This window comes from Agromyces cerinus subsp. cerinus (assembly GCF_900142065.1).
Classification (GTDB): Bacteria; Actinomycetota; Actinomycetes; order Actinomycetales; family Microbacteriaceae; genus Agromyces; species Agromyces cerinus.
In genome coordinates, this window is the sequence record NZ_FSRJ01000003.1 from 597,390 (window position 1) to 614,849 (window position 17,460).

Here is a 17,460-nt window from a genome sequence, read left to right on the forward strand (position 1 = left end):
CGGATGCCGCAGACCCCCGTTGCAGCGCGGCGGCGACCGCTGCTGTTCCCGACCCTTCGCGGCTATCAGCGCGGATGGCTCGGAGCCGACCTGCTCGCGGGGCTCTCGGCCGGGGCCGTCGTCATTCCGCAGGCGATGGCCTACGCGACGATCGCGAACCTGCCGGTGCAGGTCGGCCTCTACACGTGCATGGTGCCCATGCTCGTCTACGCCATGCTCGGCGGCTCGCGTGCGATGAGCGTGTCGACGACGTCGACGATCGCGACGCTGACCGCGACGACGCTCGTCTCGGCCGGCGTCGCCGCGGGCTCCGACGACCCCGTGCCCGACCTCATGGCGCTCACGCTCATCGTCGGGGTGCTCCTGCTCGTCTGCCGACTCCTGAAGCTCGGGTCCCTCGTCGAGAACATCTCGAAGGCGACGATCGTCGGCATCCAGGTCGGCGTCGGCGCGACCGTCGCGGTCGGCCAGCTGCCGAAGCTGCTCGGCGAGACGTCGAACTTCTCGGGCCACGGATTCATCCGCTCGCTGGTCGCCGTCGTCGAAGCCGTGCCCGGCGCGAACCTCGCGACGATCGCCCTCTCGGCCGGGTCGATCGCCGTGCTCTTCCTGCTGAAGCGCTTCGCCCCGCGGGTTCCCGGGCCGCTGATCGTCGTCGCCGCGGGCATCCTGCTCGTGGCGTTCGCCGGCCTCGAAGAGGCGGGCGTCGAGCTCATCCCGCCGGTGCCGCAGGGCTTCCCGCCACCGTCGCTGCCCTCGTTCGCGCACGTGCCGGAGCTGCTGCCCGGCGCGCTCGCGATCGCGGTGATGGCGTTCCTCGAATCCGCGGCGGTGGCACGAGGCATCCGCAAGCCGGGCGAGCCGCAGATCGACAGCGACCAGGAGCTCTTCGCGACCGGTGCGGCCAATACGGTCGGCTCGTTCTTCCAGGTGCTGCCCGCCGCGGGCGGCTTCTCGCAGAGCGCGGTGAACCAGGGGGCGGGTGCGCGCACGCAGCTCGCGACGATCGTGACGGTCGTGCTCGCCGTGCTCGTGGCGCTGTTCCTCGGGCCGGTGCTGAGCCTGCTGCCGCAGGCGACGCTCGCCGCCCTCGTCTTCGTCGCGGTGATCAGCCTCATCGACGTCGGCTCGCTCGTGCGGTTCTGGCGGATCAGTCGGAACGACTTCTGGATCGCCGCGGCCACGGCGTTCGTGGGGCTCACCGCTGGACTGCTGCTGGCGGTCGTCGTCGGCATCGTCGCCACGTTCGTCGTCGTGCTGCGCGAGCTCAACCGGCTGCGCATCGACGTGGCCGAGCCGGTCGACGGGGTGCTGCCCGTGCGGCTCATGGGCCCGCTCTACACGGCGAACGTGGTCGCCAACGAGAACGCCGTGCTCGCCGCCGCCGCCGCCGCCGCCGCCGCCGCTGCCGCCGAGGCTGCCGCTGCCGTGGGCGATGCCGCTGCCGGTGGCGCGGGCATCCGGGCGGTGGCCCTCGAGCTCACCCGGCTCTCGGCGACCTCGATCACGGTGCTCGACACGCTCGCCGACCTCGATCGCGAGCTCGCAGCGACCGGCGTCGAGCTGCGCCTCGCCGCCGTTCCCGAGCCAGGCGCGGTGATCGCACGCCGCACGAGCTGGTTCGCCGGGCTCGAGGCCGCCGGCCGGGTCTACCCGACGCTCGCCGACGCGATCGCGGCGCCGGTCGAGTAGCGCCGCGTCAGGCGTCGCGCGCGCAGCGGAAGCCGATGTGCGTCGTCGCCGAGTCGTCGGCCTGCGGGGAGCGGGCCGCGGGGCGGTAGCGCAGGCAGTAGTCGGGGGAGCACAGGTGCGAACCGCCCTTGAGCACCCGGCGCGGGATGCGCGAGCCGGGCTCGGCCGAGGCGGCGGCGAGCAGGTTCGGTCGCCGTTCAGCGTCGACAGCCTCGAGCCCCGACGGGTTGTGGCGTGCGGTGTAGAAGTCGGTCGTCCACTCCCAGACGTTGCCGGTGACGTCGAAGAGCCCGTAGCCGTTCGCGGGGAACGTCATCACGGGAGACGTGCCGGCCCAGCCCTCGGCGCCGGTGTTGCGGTACGGGAAGGCGCCCTGCCAGCGGTTGACCATGAGCCGGCCGTCGGGGAACTCCTCGTCGCCCCACGCGAAGCGCGCACCGTCGAGCCCGCCGCGCGCGGCGAACTCTAACTCGGCCTCGGTCGGCAGACGCTTGCCGGCCCATTCGGCGTAGGCGGAGGCATCCTCGAAGCTCACCTGCACCACCGGGTGCGTCGGGCGGTCGGCGAGCGCGTCGACGGCGCCGAACTGAGCCTGTCGCAATGATGCCTCGGGCCCGAACGGATGCCGCCAGCTCGCCCCGGCGCCCCAGCGCCACCACTGCCGCCACTCGCGCAGGTCGACGGGGCCCGAGGTGGGCGTGAACACGAGCCCGCCGGGCACGAGGTCGGCGGGATCGACGCCGGGGAAGTCGGCCGGGTCGAGCGGGCGTTCGGCGACGGTGACGTAGCCGGTCGCCTCGACGAACGCGGCGAACTGCTCGTTCGTCACGGGGTGCACGTCGAGCTCGAACGCGGCGACCGAACGCTCGTGCACCGGGGTCTCGTCGGCGTAGAACTCCTCGGAGCCCATGCGGAAGCTGCCGCCGTCGATGCGGGTCATGGGCGTCGGGTGGGTGTCGCTCGTCACCCTCCGAGCCTACGACGCGTTCGCGGAGCCCGGCCTCGCGCCGGGCGCCGCGCGCGACCGATGGCCGCTACGGCTGCAGGCGGGTCGGGCCGCGGAAGAGGTAGGTGGTCTCGCGGATCGAGTGCTCTTCGAGCATGAGCATCAGCACGCGTGCGAGACCCATGCCGAAGCCGCCGTGCGGCGGCACGCCGTAGCGGAAGAAGTCGAGGTAGAACTCGAGCTCCTCGGGGTCCATGCCCTTGTCGCGGGCCTGCTCGATGAGCACGTCGATGCGGTGCTCGCGCTGTGCGCCCGTCGAGATCTCGACGCCGTTGTAGATGAGGTCGTAGGAGTTCGTGAGGCTCGGGTCGCCCTCGTGCCGCATGTGGTAGAACGGCCGGATGCTCGACGCGTAGTCGGTGAGGAACACGAAGTCGTGGCCGAACGCCTCTTTCACGTACGCCGAGATCTGGCGCTCGCCCTCGGGGTCCATGTCGTCGTCGGCGCGGGGGATGACGTAGCCGCGGTCGGCGACGATCTGCTTCGCCTCGGCGAGCGGGATGCGCGGGAACGGACGCGTCGGCACAGTGAGCTCGATGCCGAAGAGCTCGGCGATCTCGGCGCCGTGCTTGTCGACGACGGCCTGGAAGCCGGCGACCATGAGCTCCTCGTGCAGGGCCATGACGTCTTCGTGCGAGTCGATCCAGCTGATCTCGGTGTCGATCGAGGTGAACTCGGTCGCGTGGCGCGAGGTGAACGACGGGTCGGCGCGGAACGCGGGCCCGACCTCGAAGACGCCGCCGAAGCCGGCCGCCTGCGCCATCTGCTTGAAGAACTGGGGGCTCTGCGCGAGGTACGCCTTGCCCTCGAAGTACTCGACCTCGAAGAGTTCGGCGCGCGACTCCGACGCCGAGGCCATGAGCTTCGGGGTCTGGATCTCGATGAGGCCCTTCTCGACCCACACGCCGCGGAGCGCGTGGAGGAAGGTCGTCTGGATGCGGAAGATGAGGGCCTGCTTGGGGTGGCGCAGGTCGAGGAAGCGCCAGTCCATGCGCTTGTCGAGGCTCGAGTCGGCCGCGATGGGCGTCTCGGGGTTCGCGGCGGTGACGACCTCGAACGAGGCGATCTTCACCTCGAGGCCGCCGAGCTTGACGCGCTCGTCGTGCTTCAGCTCACCGGTGACGGTGATGAAGGAGCCGTGGGCGAGCGCCGAGATGGCCTCGGTCGTCGCCAGGCGAGCGGATGCCTCGGCCACTTCGGCAGGCTCAGTGAGCGAGGGGTCGACCTCGCGGGTCGCGGGGTTCACGAGCTGCACGGCACCCGACTCGTCGCGAAGGATGACGAACTGCACCTTCTTCTGATCGCGCACGGTCTCGACCCATCCGGACACGGTGACGGGGCCGTCGGGGAGGGCGGCGAGGTTCTTGACGAGGGTGCGGGTGCTCACGATCGACCATCCTACCCGTGGGCGTTCGCCGCCCGTCCTGTCGGGTGGCTGCACGCCGGGCGTAGGGTGGCGGAAGGCGCGCGGCCGCGAGGGACGCGCGCGCCGCAGCTTCGGGGGGAGCACGGTCATGGATGGAAGCGATCGCCGAGTGCCGATCGACGCGCAGCAGGTGGCGGCGCCGCTCTCACGCTCGGCCGTCTTCCTGGTGGTGACGATCCCGTCGGGCGACGACGCGCTGAGCACCGCGCTCGAGGCGGTCGCCGGCATCGACGATCTCGTCAAGTCCGTCGGATTCCGCGACCTCGGGGCAAACCTCTCGTGCGTCGTCGGCATCGGCTCGGACCTCTGGGACCGACTGGGTCGAACCGACCGGCCGGCGGAGCTGCGCCCGTTCACGCAGATCGTGAACGGGGAGCACCGCGCACCGGCGACCCCGGGCGACCTGCTGTTCCACATCCGCGCGGATCGGGCCGACTTCTGCTTCGAGTTCGAACGGCTGCTGCTCGAGCAGCTCGGCGACGCGGTCGAGGTGGTCGACGAGGTCAACGGATTCCGCTACTTCGACGCGCGCGACCTGCTCGGCTTCGTCGACGGCACCGCGAACCCGTCGGGCGCCGGCATGGCGGGGGCGACCCTCATCGGCGACGAGGACCCGGCGTTCGCCGGCGGGAGCTACGTCGTGGTGCAGAAGTACCTGCACGACCTCGCCGCCTGGAACGCGATGACGACCGAACAGCAGGAGGCGGTGATCGGACGGCGGAAGGCCGACAACCTCGAACTCGACGACACCGAACCGCAGCGGGCGCACAAGACGCTCGCGACGATCACCGACGATGCCGACGAGGAGTTCGAGATCCTGCGCGACAACATGCCGTTCGGGAGCCCCGCGACCGGCGAGATGGGCACCTACTTCATCGGGTACTCCCGTCGCCTGTGGGTCATCGAGCGGATGCTGCAGCGCATGTTCCTCGGCGACCCGCCCGGATATCACGACCGGATTCTCGAGGTGTCGACCGCCACGACGGGCGGCACGTTCTTCGTGCCGCCGCTCCACCTGCTCGAGGCGCTCGCCGACGCCGACTGACGATCGCCGTGCACCGGAGGCGACCGCGAGCGGGACGCACGGCGGATTCAAAGGAAGCCGCTCTCTAGACTGGAAGCCGTGCCGGCCGAGCAGATCCATCTCGTGCGCCATGGCGAGGTGTTCAACCCCCAGGGCGTGCTCTACGGTCGACTCTCGGGATTCGGCCTCTCCGACCTTGGCCGGAGCATGGCGCAGGCCGCCGCCGACGACCTCGTCGCCCGCGATCGCCCGATCGTCGCGCTCGTCTCGTCGCCCCTGCAGCGCACGCAGCAGTCGGCGGAACCGATCGCCGCGGCCTTCGGCCTCGAACCGACACTCGACGACCGGGTGATCGAGCCCGAGAACCGCTTCGAGGGCAAGCGCATGCGCGGACCCGACGGCGCACTCCGCGACATCCGCAACTGGCCGTTGCTCGTGAACCCGTGGGAACCGAGCTGGGGCGAGCCCTTCCGCTCGATCGCCGACCGCATGCTCGCCGCCATCGGCGACGCCTGGCAGTCGGTCGACGGCGGCGACGTCGTGGTCGTCAGCCATCAGCTGCCGATCTGGATGGTGCACCGGCGTCTCGCCGGCGTCTCCCTCGCGCACGACCCCCGTCGTCGGCGCTGCGCCCTCTCGAGCATCACGACGCTCGAGCCTTCGACCGGCTCCGGCAGCAGGCACGGATTCGTCGAGGTCGGCTACACCGATCCCGCGGCGGGACTCGCCGCCGAAGCCACAGATGTAGGAGCCGTGTGATGCGCAGTCGTTGGTCGTTGACGGCGGTCGTCGTGGCATCCGCCCTGCTGCTGACCGGCTGCACGAGCGACCCGCTCGCCGACCAGTTCCGCGAGGGCAGCGGCAAGAACTACATCGCCGGCGACGGCACGATCACGGTCTACGACGCCGCAGATCGCGGCGATCCCATCGAGTTCGACGGTGAGACCGTCGAGGGCGAGCAGTACGACTCCGCGGATGACGCGGGCAAGGTGCAGGTCGTCAACTTCTGGTACGCCGGCTGCGCGCCGTGCCGTGCCGAGGCGCCCATCCTGCAGGAGGTGCACGAGTCGGTCGACGCCGACGAGGTGAGCTTCGTCGGGGTGAACGTGCGCGACCAGGCGGGCACCGCCGCGCCGTTCGAGAAGGACTACGGCATCACCTATCCCTCGGTGCTCGACGTCGAGACCGGCGTCGCCCAGCTCGCCTTCGCGGGCAAGGTGCCGCCCGCCGCGGTGCCGACGACGATCGTGCTCGACCAGAACGGCGCGGTCGCCGCGCGCGTGCTCGGCCAGCTCGAGGACGCCTCGATCCTCCAGACGATCATCGACGACCTCCTCGCCGAGCAGGCCTAGCGCATGGGCGAGATCGTGCTGAACGGGCAGCTGCTCGCGGCGATGCCGATCGCGATCGCCGCCGGGCTCGTCTCGTTCCTCTCTCCGTGCGTGCTGCCCCTCGTACCCGGCTACCTGGGCTACCTGGGCGGCTTCACGGATGCCTCGGCCGACGCCGCCACGGAGCGGAAGAACCGCCGACGGCTGCTGCTCGGCGTGCTGCTCTTCATCGCCGGGTTCACGGTCGTCTTCGTGAGCTTCAATCTCATCGCGGGCTTCGCCGGGTCGTGGCTCGTGCAGTACGCCGACCTGATCGTGCGCATCGCCGGGGTGCTGCTCATCGTCATGGGTCTCGTCTTCATCGGCCAGTTCACCTTCATGCAGCGCACGTTCAAGCCGTCGTGGCGCCCGGCGACGGGCCTCGCCGGGGCACCGCTGCTCGGCATCGTGTTCGGCCTCGGCTGGACTCCGTGCATCGGCCCGACCCTCGCCGTCGTGCTCACGCTCAGTGCCGACTCGGCCTCGGCCGGCCGCGGCGTGCTGCTCGGCCTCGCCTACTGCGTCGGTCTCGGCATCCCGTTCCTGCTCGTCGCCGCCGGCTTCAGCTGGGTGACGGGCTCCCTCGCCTTCCTCCGTCGTCACATCCGCGCGATCAACATCGCGGGAGGTGCGCTGCTCATCCTGATCGGCGTGCTCATGGTGACGGGGATCTGGTCCATCTGGATGTACGAGCTGCAGGCGGTGATCACGGGTTTTGACCCCGCAATCTGATCCCGGCGCGCCTTCGCGGCCCGCCGACCACATCGACTCGACCGAGGCCGACCCCGGCGAGACGCCGGTCAACCAGCCGAAACTCGGGTTCGTCGGCTGGCTGCGCTTCGCCTGGCGGCAGCTCACGAGCATGCGCACGGCGCTGCTGCTGCTCCTGCTGCTCGCGATCGCCGCGGTGCCGGGCTCCCTCGTGCCGCAACGCTCGAGCGACCCCAACGGCGTCACGCAGTACTTCGACAACAACCCGACGCTCGCGCCGATCCTCGACGGCTTCCAGATGTTCGACGTGTACACGTCGGCATGGTTCTCGGCGATCTACCTGCTGCTGTTCGTCTCGCTCATCGGCTGCATCATCCCGCGCACGAAGCACCACTTCGAGGCGCTGCGCGCCCGGCCGCCGCGCACGCCCGTGCGCCTGTCGCGTCTCGCGGGCTACACCGAACGGCCGCTGCCGGTTTCGACAGGCTCAACCAGCGAAGCTGCGGCTGCCGCGATCGACTCCGCGGCGAAACAGCTGCGCCAGGCGGGCTACCGCGTCGAGCGGTACGAGGTGCGCGGCGAGCCATCCGTCTCGGCCGAGCGCGGCTACCTGCGCGAGACCGGCAACCTCGTCTTCCACACCGCCCTCGTCGGCGTGCTCGTGGCCGTCGGCTTCGGCGGCGGATTCGGGTTCTCGGGTCAGCGCGTGATCGTCGAGGGGCAGACCTTCGTCAACACGCTCGCGGCCTACGACTCGTTCAACCCCGGCCGCTTCTTCACCGACACCCGGCTCACGCCCTACCGGCTCACGCTCGAGAATCTCGACGCGGTGTACGAGACGCGCAACCAGGACGCGATCGGCCAGCCCATCGACTTCACGGCGAACGTGACCGTGCAGGATCAGGACGGCGAGCCCGAAGACCGCACCGTGAAGGTCAACGAGCCGCTCTACACCCACGGCACCGACGTCTACCTGCTCGGCAACGGCTATGCGCCGACGATCACCGTGAAGAACGCCGAGGGCGAGGTCGTCTTCACCGACGCCGTGCCGTTCCTGCCGCAGGACGCGAACCTCACGTCGATCGGCGTCGTGAAGGTGCCCGACGGCATGCCCGAGCAGCTCGGCATGGTGGGCTTCTTCTACCCGACGCAGACCGAGCTCACCTCGGGCGCGTACACCTCGAGCTACCCCGACCTGATCCTGCCGGTGCTGACGCTCAACGTCTACCAGGGCGACCTCGGCATCGACGACGGCACGCCCACCTCGGTGTACGAGCTCGACGTCTCGACCCTCGAGCAGCTCAGCGGCGGCAAGACGGGGGTCGACTCCATCGAGCTGAAGCCCGGCCAGACCGCCGAACTGCCGAACGGCCTCGGCACGGTGACCTTCGAGGACGTCACGCCGGGCGCCGCCCCCGCGGTCGACGTGGACGCCGACGCGGATGCCGAGGCCGCCCAGGAGCGGAACTATGCGCAGAGCGTCTCGCGCTTCGCGAGCTTCGACATCCACCACGACCCGACGCAGATGTGGGTGCTCGCCTTCGCCGCGCTCATCCTCGGCGGGCTCCTCGTCTCGCTCTTCGTGCCACGCCGCCGCATGTGGGTCAAGGCCGTCTCGAAGCCCGACGGCAGCGTCGTGCTCGAGTACGCCGCGCTCGCCCGCGGCGAGGACCCGGGACTCGAAGACGCCGTGACGGGGTTCGCCGACAAGCACGCCGGCCCCGCGGCATCCGTTGAAACCGCAGATGCCCCCGAGAAATCTTCGACGTAAGGTAGAACAGTGCAGTTGACGCTCGATGAGATCTCCATCCTCTGCGTGTACTCGGCCATGGTCGTGTACGCGATCGCGTTCATCGCGTTCTCGATCGACCTCGCGAGGCGCTCGGCGGCGGCCACGGCGGCAGCGGATGCCGCGGCGCGCGTCGAGGTGAAGGAGGCCGTCGCGGTCGGTGCCGGGCGCGGCCCGCGCTCGGCGGTCGCGGCGAAGCCGGCGGCATCCGTCGCCTACGGCCGCTCGCCGGCGCTGCGCGTCGGTGTCGCGATGACGGTGCTCGCGTGGATCCTGCACCTCTCGGCCACGGTGCTGCGCGGCCTCGCCGCGGGTCGCGTGCCGTGGGCGAACATGTACGAGTTCGCGCTCACGGGCACGCTCATCATCACCACGGTCTTCCTCATCGTGATCACGGTCTCGAAGCAGGACCTCCGATTCCTCGGCACCTTCATCACGGGTCTCGTGCTCGTGCTGCTCGGCGTCGCGGCGCTGAACTTCTACGTCAGCCCGGTCCCGCTGCCGCCGGCGCTGCAGTCGGTGTGGCTCGTCATCCACGTGTTCGTGGCGAGCGCGTCGGTCGGTCTCTTCGCCCTCGGCTTCGCGCTCTCGGTCGTGCAGCTCATGCAGGCGCGCCGCGAGTCGATCGCGGCGACGGCGAAGGCCGCGAAGCTCACCTTCCTCGCGACGCTGCCCGACTCGGTCACGCTCGAGAACCTCGCGTACCGCATCAACATCATCGGCTTCATCATGTGGACCTTCACCCTCATGGCCGGCTCCGTCTGGGCCGAGAAGGCCTGGGGTCGCTACTGGGGCTGGGACACCAAGGAGGTGTGGACCTTCATCATCTGGGTGGTCTACGCCGGCTACATCCATGCCCGTGCGACGCGCGGCTGGCGGGGCTCCCGCTCGGCCTGGCTCGCGATCATCGGCTTCTCGACGGTGCTCTTCAACTTCACCGTGGTGAACCTCTTCTTCAAGGGCCTGCACGCCTACTCGGGTCTCTGATCCGCGGGGCTCGTCAGGGACGTGGCTGACGTGCGCGCGTCACGTCGACGGGCGCGAGCCCGGTGCTGAGCGCCACCACGTCGTCCGCGTGGCAGAGCTCGGTGCCCGGCCGCATCGAGGTGGCGCTGCCCGCTGCGACGGCTGTGCGGAACGCCGTGGGCACGTCATCGCCCTGCGCGAGCCGGAGCACGAACCCGCCGAGGAAGGAATCGCCGGCGCCGACGGTGCTCTGCACGTCGATCGCCGGTGGGTGCAGCCGCAGCGCACCGTCCGCAGTGACGACGAGGGCCCCGGCAGCCGCCATCGTGAGGGCCACCACCTCGCATGCCCCCGCATCCACGAGGTCGCGGGCCGCCTCCTGCATGTCGTCTTCGTCTCGGAGTTCCGCGCCGACCAGTTCGCCCAGCTCGCGTCGGCTCGGTTTGATCAGGTAGACGCCCTCGTCGAGCGCTGCGCGCAGGGCCTCGCCCGAGGTGTCGACGACGCATCTCGTGCCCGTGTCGCGAGCGATCCGCCCGATGCGGCCGTAGAAGTCGATGGGTGCGCCCGGCGGCAGGCTTCCGCTCGGCACGACGTAACCGCCGACGGGCATGTCGTCGGCGACAGCGGACAGGAAGGCCCTCCACTCGGGTTCGTGCAGCTCGTGACCGGGCAGCACGAACCGGAACTGCTCGCCGGTCTCGGTCTCATCGACCGTGAAGCTCGAGCGCGTGTTGGCGCCGACCGGGACGGCGCGGCCGGCGATGCCCTCGGCCTCGAGCAGTTCGCGATAGGCCTGGCCGGTCGGCCCACCCACCGAGTACACCGCGATCGATCGGCCGCCGAGGTTTCGCACGACACGTGAGACGTTGATGCCGCCGCCGCCCGGATCCAGCCGGGTGGGACCGCAGCGCATCTTGTGCTCCGGAATGACGCGAGCCGCGGTGGTGCTGATGTCGAGTGCGGGATTCGGAGTCACCGTGACGATGGGATCGTGGTGGAGTGGATGCTTCCCCAAAGCTGCCATGGGCTCAGTGTAGGAGTCAGGGGCCGCTGGATGGGCTGCGACGGCGGGCGGTCAGGGACGGGCCCGGTTGCCGCGGCGACGCTCCAGCCCTGTTGACCGGAGGCGGCACCGGGCTCGACGGAGGCTGAGCAGGCCACGCGAGCAGTGAGCAGAACCGCGAGGCGATCTGCCTGACAGCGCTTCCAGTGCGAGCTGCCGCGGACGGGTCGACTTTGGTCGACAGCGGTGAATACAGGGCAATTCGCTCACCAGCGCATGTAAGCGCTTGCATTAACGATTCCGCCGCTGCTACGGTCGCCTGCAGGTCGGAGGCACGCGGTCGTGCCGGGAATCGGGAGTCAAGGATGACGCAACGCGCACGTGCTCGCAGCTGGTTCGCCCTCGTGGTCGCAGGAGGGCTCGCGGCATCCGTGCTCACCGTGATCCCGGGCCTCGCCGCCGTGGCGGACGAGGCGCGCACCTTCGCCCTCGTCGGCTCGCTGCAGAGCGAGCTCGGATGCGCGGCCGACTGGGCGCCCGACTGCGCCGAGACCGAACTGACCGCCACCGGCACTCCCGGCGTCTTCGCGGCCGACTTCACGATCCCCGCGGGCAGCTGGGAGTACAAGGTCGCCGTGAACGACACCTGGGACGAGGCCTACGGGCTGAACGGCGGGGGCGACAACATCCCGCTGACCGTCGCAGGCGACACCGCGGTGCGCGTCGTCTTCGACGACAACCTGAAGAAGGTCGGTCTCGAGGCCACCGAGGCGACGCTGCGCGGCGCCTACGACGAGGCATCCGACGCCGATCTCGTGGCCGCTCCCGTGCGCCAGCCCGGCAGCGACGAGGTGTTCTACTTCGTCATGACCGACCGCTTCGCCAACGGCGACACGTCGAACGACGAGGGCGGCCTCGACGGCGACCGCATGGCGACCGGCTACGACCCGACCGACAAGGGCTTCTACAACGGCGGCGACCTCGCAGGCCTGCGTCAGCAGCTCGACTACATCGACGGGCTCGGCACGACGGCGATCTGGCTCACCCCGAGCTTCAAGAACCGCCCGGTGCAGGGCGAGGGCGCGAACGCGAGCGCCGGGTACCACGGCTACTGGATCACCGACTTCACCCAGATCGACCCGCACCTCGGCACGAACGCCGAGCTCGAGGCGCTCATCGCCGAGGCCCACGACAAGGGCATCAAGGTCTACTTCGACATCATCACGAACCACACGGCCGACGTCATCGACTACGAGGAGCAGCAGTACTCGTACATCGACCAGGCGACGAGCCCCTACCTCGCCGCAGACGGCGCCGCCTTCGACCCCGCCGACTTCGCCGACGCCGACACGGGTGCCGACTTCCCGGCCCTCGACGCGGCGACGAGCTTCCCCTACACGCCGACCCTCACGGGCGATGACGCCGACCTCAAGGTGCCGGCCTGGCTCAACGACCCCACGCTGTACCACAACCGCGGCGACTCGACGTGGGAGGGGGAGTCGGTGACCTACGGCGACTTCTCGGGCCTCGACGACCTCATGACCGAGCACCCGACCGTCGTGAACGGCTTCGTCGACGTCTACGAGCAGTGGATCGACCTCGGCATCGACGGCTTCCGCATCGACACCGCCAAGCACGTGAACTTCGAGTTCTGGGAGCAGTGGTCGACCGAGGTGCTCGACTACGCCCACGACGTCGCGAAGAAGCCCGACTTCTTCATGTTCGGCGAGGTCTACGACGCCGACCCGCAGAAGCTCAGCCCCTACGTGCGCAAGACCGACATGAACTCGGTGCTCGACTTCACCTTCCAGTCGCAGGCCGTGAGCTTCGCGGCCGGCAACTCGGCCAAGAACCTGCAGTCGCTCTTCGCGGGCGACGACTACTACACGACCCCCGACTCCTCGGCGACGGCCCTGCCCACCTTCCTCGGCAACCACGACATGGGCCGCGTCGGCATGTTCCTGCAGTCGACGGATGCCCCGCTCGCCCGAGACGAGCTCGCGCACGAGCTGCTCTTCCTCACGCGCGGCCAGCCCGTCGTCTACTACGGCGACGAGCAGGGCTTCGCGGGCACCGGCGGCGACAAGGACGCCCGGCAGACGCTCTTCGCGAGCCAGGTGGCCGAGTACCAGAACCAGCCGCTCGTCACGGGCGAGACGGCCGGCAACGTCGACCGCTACGCGACGGATGCTCCGCTCTACGAGCACATCTCCGAACTCGCCGCGCTCCGCTCCGCGCACCCGGCGCTCGCGACGGGCGCGCAGATCGAGCGCTACGTCGACAACGGCGCGGGCGTCTACGCCTTCAGCCGCGTCGATCGTGCCGAGCAGGTCGAGTACCTCGTCGCCGCGAACAACTCGGCCGCCGCGAAGACGGTCGACGTCTCGACGCTCACGAAGGACGGCGAGTTCTCGGTGCTCTCGGGCGGCCTTCGACAGGCTCAGGCAGCAGAGGCGTTCACCGCGAACGCCGACGGCGTCGCCTCGATCACCGTGCCGCCGTTCGGCTCGGTCGTCTGGAAGGCCGATCGCGCGGTGAGCGCGCCCGACGCGGCATCCGCCATCACGGTCTCGACGCCGGTCGCCGGCGCCGGCGTCTCGGGCATCACCCCCGTCGTCGCCGATGTCGACGACGCCACCTGGCAGGAGACGAGCTTCGCCTGGCGGATCGCCGGTGCCACCGGCGACGATGCGTGGCACGCGCTCGGCACGGCTGAAGACACGAGCCCCCGCGTCTTCCACGACACGGCGGGCCTCGAGCAGGGCACTCTGCTCGAGTACCGCGCGATCTCGACGGATGCCGCGGGCAACCGCGCCGCCGCGAGCACCTACGCCTCGGTCGGCAACGCCGTGAACCTCGTCGAGGAGGAGGAGCCCGAGCAGCCGATCGACCTCGTGACGGTGCCCGGCTCGCACAACTCCGAGATGGGCTGCGCGGGCGACTGGGCTCCCGGCTGCGAGGCCGCGAAGCTCACGCTCCGCGCCGACGGCATCTACGCGGGCACGTTCGACGTCGCCGCGGGCGACTACGAGTACAAGGTCGCGATCAACGGCAGCTGGGACGTCAACTACGGCGCGAACGGCGAGCCGAACGGCGGCAACGTCACCTACTCGCACACGGGCGGGCCGATCACGTTCTTCTGGAACCCCGACACGAAGGTGGTCTCCTCGACCGCCGAGGGTCCCGTCGTGACGCTGCCCGGGAGCTTCCAGTCGGAGGTCGGCTGCCCCGGCGACTGGCAGCCCGACTGCCTCGCCTCGCTCATGCAGGACGGCGACAAGGACGGCGTGCTGACCTACGCGATCGACCAGATCCCCGACGGCGCGTACGAGACGAAGGTCGCCCACGGCCAGGGCTGGGACGAGAACTACGGCGTGGGCGGCGCACCGGGCGGAGCGAACTACACGTTCACCGCCGCCACCGGCAAGCTCGTCGAGTTCCGCTACACGCTCGCCACGCACGTGCTCGAGATCGTCGTCACCGACCCGCCGCTCGCCGGCACCGGTGAGGCGCGCGCGCACTGGGTCGGCGAGGACACGCTCGCATGGCCCGCGGAACTCCTCGGCGGCGCCGAGGCAGCGGATGCCTCGTGGACCCTCGAGCACTCGGGCGATGCCTCGCTCGTCGTCGAGGGCGGCGAGGTGACCGGGGGCGGCGACGCGGTCGAGCTCGAGCTCGACCCCGACGGGCTCTCCGATGAGCAGCTCGCGGCGTTCCCGGCGCTCGAGGGCTCCCTCGCCCTGCGCCCGGTCGGCCTCGACCGCGCCGAGGTGCAGGGGCTCCTCACCGAGCAGCTCGCGGTCGCGCAATCGACGGGCGACGAGCTGACCGCCTTCACCGGCGTGCAGCTGCCCGGCGTGCTCGATGCGCTCTACGGCGACGCCGTGGCATCCGTGCCGCTCGGTGTCGACTGGAGGGGCGGCGAACCGACCCTCGCGCTCTGGGCGCCGACCGCGCAGTCGGTCGCGCTCGAGGTGTTCCCGACGGGCGAGAGCGGCGAGCCCGTCACGACGCCCGCCGTCTTCGACGACGAGACCGGCGTCTGGTCGGTCGCGGGCGCCGACGGTGCCGACGGCGAGCCGCTCGCGGCCGGGGCCGAGTACCGCTGGTCCGTGGAGGTCTACGCCCCGAGCACCGGCGAGATCGAGACGAACTCGGTCACCGACCCGTACTCGGTCGCCCTCACGGCGAACTCGGTGCGCTCGGTCGTCGTCGATCTCGACGACGAGTCGCTCCGACCCGAGCAGTGGGAGGAGACGCCGGCGCCGGTCGTCGAGCGCCCGGTCGACCGTGCGATCTACGAACTGCACGTGCGCGACTTCTCGATCGGCGACGAGACCGTGCCGGCTGAGGAGCGCGGCACCTACCGCGCCTTTACACGGGACTCGGCAGGCACCGCCCAGCTGGAGCAGCTCGCCGACGCCGGCATCAACACGGTGCACCTGCTGCCGACGTTCGACATCGCGACGATCGAGGAGAACCGGGCCGCCCAGGCGACGCCCGACTGCGACCTCGCGTCGTTCGGTCCCGCGTCGCCCGAGCAGCAGGCGTGCATCAACGCGATCCGCGACCTCGACGGCTTCAACTGGGGCTACGACCCGTTCCACTTCCAGACGCCCGAGGGCTCGTACGCCGTCGACCCGAACGGCGGCGCCCGGGTCACCGAGTTCCGCGAGATGGTCGGCGCGCTGCACGCCACTGGCTTGCAGGTCGTGCTCGACGAGGTCTACAACCACACGGCCGAGGGCGGCCAGGGCGCCAAGTCGGTGCTCGATCGCATCGTGCCGGGCTACTACCAGCGCCTGAACGCGGCCGGCAACGTCGAGACCTCGACGTGCTGCCAGAACGTGGCGACCGAGCACGACGTGGCGCAGAAGCTCATGGTCGACTCGGTGGTGCTGTGGGCCAAGGAGTACAAGGTCGACGGCTTCCGCTTCGACCTCATGGGCCACCACTCGAAGGCCAACATGCTGGCCGTGCGCGCAGCCCTCGATGAGCTCACGCTCGCGGAGGACGGTGTCGACGGGTCATCCGTCTACCTCTACGGCGAAGGCTGGAACTTCGGCGAGGTCGCCGACAACGCCCTCTTCGAACAGGCCACGCAGGGCCAGCTCGGCGGCACGGGCATCGGCACCTTCAACGACCGGCTGCGCGATGCCGTGCACGGCGGCAGCCCGGTCGACGGCGCCTCGACGTTCCAGCAGGGCTTCGGCACCGGCCTCGGCACCGACCCCAACGGCCGGCCGGGTACGCCATCGCAGGCCGACCAGCTCGCCGACCTCGGCCACCAGACCGACCTGGTGAAGCTCGGACTCGCGGGCAACCTCCGCGGCTACGAGCTGACGGATGCCTCGGGGCAGCTCGTGCGCGGCGACGCGCTCGACTACCGGGGTGCGCCGGCCGGCTACGCCGACCAGCCCGACGAGGTCATCAACTACGTCGACGCCCACGACAACGAGACGCTCTACGACCTCTCGGTGTTCAAGCTGCCGGCCGACACGACGATGGCCGACCGCGTGCGCATGAACACCCTCGAGCTCGCGACCGTGACGCTGTCGCAGTCGCCCTCGTTCTGGCACGCCGGCACCGAGCTGCTGCGCTCGAAGTCGCTCGATCGCAACAGCTACAACTCGGGAGACTGGTTCAACCGCATCGACTGGACCGGTCAGGAGTCGACCTTCGGCTCGGGCCTGCCGGGCGAGACCGACAACGGCGGCAAGTGGGAGGCCATGGCGCCGCTGCTCGCGGACCCGGCGCTCAAGCCGGGCGCCGCGGACATCGCCGCCGCCGAGGCATCCGCGCTCGACCTGTTGCGCGTGCGTTCGACGGTCGACCTGCTGCAGCTCGGTTCGGCCGAGCTCATCGACGAGAAGGTGTCGTTCCCGAACAGCGGCGCCGAGGCGACCCCCGGCGTGATCGCGATGCAGATCGACGACCTCGTGGGCGACGACGTCGACCCCGAGCTCGACGGTGCGCTCGTCGTGTTCAACGCCTCGCCCGAGCCGGTGACCGAGACGGTCGCCGGGCTCGCCGGTCGCGAGTTCGCGCTCGCCGAGGCGCAGGCGAACGGCTCCGACGCCGTCGTGAAGACGACGACGTGGGATGCCGCGACGGGCACGGTCACCGTGCCCGCCCGCAGCGTCGCCGTGCTCGTCGACGAGCAGCCGCCGCCGGCGGTCGCCACCGTCACGGTCGCGGCGCCGAACAAGCTGCTCGCGAAGGCCGGTTCCGCGGTGAAGCTGCAGGGCAGGGTGTTCGCCCTCGACGGCAGCGCACCGGTCGGCGACGTGCGCGTGTACGACGGCGGCACGCTCATCGCGGAGGCCGAGCTCGAGTCGAGCGACAAGGGACGCGTCGACGTGAAGCTCCCGAAGCTGCCTGGCGGGCTGCATCTCGTGCGCGCGGTGTTCGACGGCGGCGAGGGCTATGCCGATTCGCAGTCGTTCACGGTGCCGCTCATCCTCTGGTGA

11 protein-coding genes are annotated in these 17,460 nt (G+C 70.4%); 8 read left to right on the forward strand and 3 right to left on the reverse strand.

The window, feature by feature from the left end; translation table 11 throughout:
* The first annotated feature begins 3 nt into the window (after nt 1-3).
* Nucleotides 4-1,692, forward strand: coding sequence for a SulP family inorganic anion transporter (locus BUR99_RS13245; RefSeq protein ID WP_074260806.1), 1,689 nt, complete (start codon nt 4-6; stop codon nt 1,690-1,692).
* A 7-nt stretch (nt 1,693-1,699) separates the two neighbouring features.
* Here BUR99_RS13245 and BUR99_RS13250 read toward each other — a convergent pair whose 3' ends face one another.
* Together BUR99_RS13250 and aspS are read right to left on the reverse strand one after the other, a co-directional pair.
* Nucleotides 1,700-2,632, reverse strand: coding sequence for a formylglycine-generating enzyme family protein (locus BUR99_RS13250; RefSeq protein ID WP_074260807.1), 933 nt, complete (start codon nt 2,630-2,632; stop codon nt 1,700-1,702).
* Nucleotides 2,633-2,726: 94 nt separating this feature from the next.
* Nucleotides 2,727-4,085, reverse strand: coding sequence for an aspartate--tRNA(Asn) ligase (gene aspS, locus BUR99_RS13255; protein ID WP_074260808.1), 1,359 nt, complete (start codon nt 4,083-4,085; stop codon nt 2,727-2,729).
* Between the two features lie 127 nt (nt 4,086-4,212).
* Here aspS and BUR99_RS13260 point away from each other — a divergent pair, with 127 nt between their 5' ends.
* From BUR99_RS13260 to ccsB, 6 genes are all read left to right on the forward strand, one after another.
* Entirely contained in the window at nt 4,213-5,169 is a 957-nt protein-coding gene (locus BUR99_RS13260; protein WP_074260809.1) for a Dyp-type peroxidase, read from the forward strand.
* Between the two features lie 78 nt (nt 5,170-5,247).
* Nucleotides 5,248-5,907, forward strand: a complete 660-nt coding sequence (locus BUR99_RS13265) for a histidine phosphatase family protein (protein WP_074260810.1) — start codon at nt 5,248-5,250, stop codon at nt 5,905-5,907.
* A complete protein-coding gene (locus BUR99_RS13270; protein WP_074260811.1) occupies nt 5,907-6,500 on the forward strand; it encodes a TlpA family protein disulfide reductase in 594 nt (197 codons plus the stop codon). Before BUR99_RS13265 ends, BUR99_RS13270 begins: the two co-directional genes overlap by 1 nt.
* A 3-nt stretch (nt 6,501-6,503) precedes the next feature.
* Complete coding sequence (locus BUR99_RS13275; RefSeq protein WP_074260812.1) at nt 6,504-7,250, forward strand: cytochrome c biogenesis CcdA family protein; 747 nt, start codon at nt 6,504-6,506, stop codon at nt 7,248-7,250.
* Entirely contained in the window at nt 7,234-9,000 is a 1,767-nt protein-coding gene (gene resB, locus BUR99_RS13280; protein WP_074260813.1) for a cytochrome c biogenesis protein ResB, read from the forward strand. Before BUR99_RS13275 ends, resB begins: the two co-directional genes overlap by 17 nt.
* 57 nt (nt 9,001-9,057) lie before the next feature.
* Entirely contained in the window at nt 9,058-10,005 is a 948-nt protein-coding gene (gene ccsB, locus BUR99_RS13285) for a c-type cytochrome biogenesis protein CcsB (protein WP_074261043.1), read from the forward strand.
* Nucleotides 10,006-10,018: 13 nt separating this feature from the next.
* On the opposite strand, the gene BUR99_RS13290 is transcribed toward ccsB, so the two are convergent.
* Complete coding sequence (locus tag BUR99_RS13290) at nt 10,019-11,011, reverse strand: 1-phosphofructokinase family hexose kinase (protein WP_074260814.1); 993 nt, start codon at nt 11,009-11,011, stop codon at nt 10,019-10,021.
* Between the two features lie 344 nt (nt 11,012-11,355).
* On the opposite strand from BUR99_RS13290, the gene pulA reads away from it, so the two are divergent.
* Nucleotides 11,356-17,460, forward strand: coding sequence for a pullulanase-type alpha-1,6-glucosidase (pulA, locus tag BUR99_RS13295; protein WP_074260815.1), 6,105 nt, complete (start codon nt 11,356-11,358; stop codon nt 17,458-17,460).